Below are 2,566 nucleotides of genomic sequence, written 5' to 3' on the forward strand. Positions count from 1 at the left end.
GTGTTCCGCACGCAGTTCACCTCGCGGGTCGGGCGCAACAAGGGTGATGCGGGTGATGCCTGAGCTCGCCTCGGGCCCGGCGCCCACCGTTGGGGGGCGATCGGATCGCCACAGCGCGAAGTGATAGGCGGCAACGAGGAGGGTCGCGGTGAGTAGACCGAGAGGCGCCCGGATGTTGTCGATGAGGCTGCCCCCCGTCGAGAATGGCGCGAGCAGGAAGGTGAATACCTCGTAGGCGATGACCAGCAGGGTTATCACGGCGATGAGAGTGCTGACACCGAAGACGACCACGAGATAGATCCGGCGTCCCCCGGCGCTGGTGGCAGCATCCGGAACCGGTGAATCGTGATCGGTTGCTCCGACGCCACGGGGGCGCCAGAACGCCCACCAGGCGACCCCGCCCACGACAAGCGCGGAAAGCCCGCCAAAGAGCAGCAGGGACGCGCCAGAGGAGGCAAGGGGCTCCGTAAACGACGCGAGAAGGGCGTTGACCACAACGCCGAGTCCCGACGCCGCAAAGACGAGGGAGACCCCTGACGAAACGATGCGCACTGCCTCACGCACGCCATCCGAAGCCTCGCGAACGACGGTGCGGTAGTAAGCCCACAGTGCGGCACCGGCGGCCAGGTTTGCGATGGCTCTGGCGAGTTCGTCCAGAACATCCGAGGTCGTGGCGAGCGTAGCTAGCCCCACATAGAGCGCGGTCGTGAGGCCGCCGAGGGCGATCGCGACGGAGGCGAAGCCCGCGACGACGACGAGGGCGAACCGGGCGAAGCCCCTGGTCGACAAGCGCACGCCGTCGGCAAACCAGTGGAGCCACCAGATCACGAGGCCGCCAGCGCACCACACGGCAGACGACGAGAGTTGCGAAAGCCACACGGTTTCGCCGACGATCATGACCGGCGGCCCGTCGATTGCAGCGTCGATCAGGGCGGTGAGGCCCTCGATTCCACTTGAGACGGCGATGGCGAGCCCGAACAGGGCGGCAATAACGGTCGTGACATCGGGCAGCAAGAACGGTGAGGTGGATGCTGAGCGCAGCAGCCAACGGTGCCAGTACCAGACGCAAAGCCAGACAACGCCGGTCGAAAGCTGCGCGAAGTGGCCGTCACCTCGAGCCGCAGAGGCGGCAACGCCCAAGAGCGCGAACGCGGCAACAATGAGCGATGCCGTATGCATGCCGATGAGATAGACGGGCCACAGCACAGACGAGCGGTCATTGAAGCTGGTGAGCCAGCGGCGAACGAGCCAAAAGACGAGTGCCCCGAACGGGCCAGCGATCAGGGTGAAGGCCAGCGGCTGAGCAAGGGTGGTGTTCGACCGGGCGATCTCCCTGTCACCGAAAACCTGAGCCGGGATAAGTTCGTCAATGAGCCCGCTTACGCCGACAGCGGCGAGGCTGACGAAGAGTGCGAGAAGCGAGTAGGCGATCACGCGGCGAAGCGTGTGCACGCCGCCCGGTGCCCGTGCGACGTCCGCAGTCACGGTGGTCTGCTTCCCTTGCATCGACATCACTGAATCCCGCAGACGTCGAACTGCCACGGTGCCGTGTCGATGATCCAGTTGCCGCCGCGCTTGGTGAGGTGGAATACCTCGTCCGATGCGACGCTGGATGGCCCGAACGGGTTGGTCGAATACGTCGTCGTGATCGTCACACGCACGGCCGCGGACGAGGGGAACTCGTCGGTCGACACGAGGGTGACGCTGACATCCTGGTTAGGTTCCGCGTAATAGTCGCCGGCGCACGCTGCGTCGACGACAAAGGTGCGGGCCTTCTCATAGTCGCCGGAGACGTACGCCTGCGTGTAGGCCTGAACAACGCCTTCTGGCGTGTCCGCTTCGAACTTGGCTGGTTCGCCTCGCGTAAAAACCGCGACAAATGCGAGCACGACGAGCAGACCGACGATGCCGAGAATCACGACAAGCGTGCGATCAGGCCGGTCACGAGAGGGAGACATGCCGTCATCATGACGTATCGCTAGGGCAGTGTCACGGGCGGCGCGCCTGCGCCAGAGCACACGGGAGAGGGCCGCACGGCATCCGGAGGCTACCCTAGAGAGGTGTCGACGCTCTCCGATCTAGTCAGTGCCCAAGGCCGCTTCAGCGAAGCGGACATCGAGTGGCTCCACCTGCTGATCGGGGATTGGCAGCTGCTCGCAGACCTCGCCTTCGCCGACATCGTGCTGTGGGTGCCCTCCGCCGATGACAGCTTCGTCGCGGTATCGCACGCCCGCCCCTCAAGCTCGGCAACCCTCTTCTACCGCGACTTCGTTGGTCAGCCGATCAAGCCGGAGTGGAAGAAGCAGGTCACGGATGCTTTTGACAGCGGCCAGATCGTGGACTCCTCTGCGCCCGACTGGTACGAGGAGACCCCGACCCGGGTGCGTGCGGTCCCGGTGTTCCGCCGGCTGACGACGACCGGATCCGAGGTCACGGAGCATCCGATTGCCGTGATCACCAAGCACACCAACTTGAGCGAGGCGCGCACCCCCAGCCGCCAGGAGCTCACCTTCAACGAGTGCGCAAACGAGCTGTTTCGCATGATCGCCGTCGGCGACTTTCCCGA

At 65.0% G+C, this 2,566-nt stretch carries 3 protein-coding genes; 1 reads left to right on the forward strand and 2 read right to left on the reverse strand.

Annotated elements, in window-relative coordinates:
- Together AC062T_RS12695 and AC062T_RS12700 are read right to left on the reverse strand one after the other, a co-directional pair.
- On the reverse strand, window positions 1-1,485 hold a 1,485-nt coding region (locus AC062T_RS12695; protein ID WP_476030567.1), incomplete at its 3' end, for a DUF5671 domain-containing protein.
- A gap of 26 nt (window positions 1,486-1,511) precedes the next feature.
- The gene (locus AC062T_RS12700) at window positions 1,512-1,958 is read right to left on the reverse strand and encodes a hypothetical protein (protein ID WP_476030569.1); all 447 of its coding nucleotides are present in this window, start codon (window positions 1,956-1,958) and stop codon (window positions 1,512-1,514) included.
- A gap of 102 nt (window positions 1,959-2,060) precedes the next feature.
- Here AC062T_RS12700 and AC062T_RS12705 point away from each other — a divergent pair.
- The coding region (locus tag AC062T_RS12705; protein WP_476030571.1) for a histidine kinase N-terminal domain-containing protein at window positions 2,061-2,566 on the forward strand (506 nt) is incomplete at its 3' end.

Source organism: Homoserinimonas sp. (assembly GCF_056262345.1).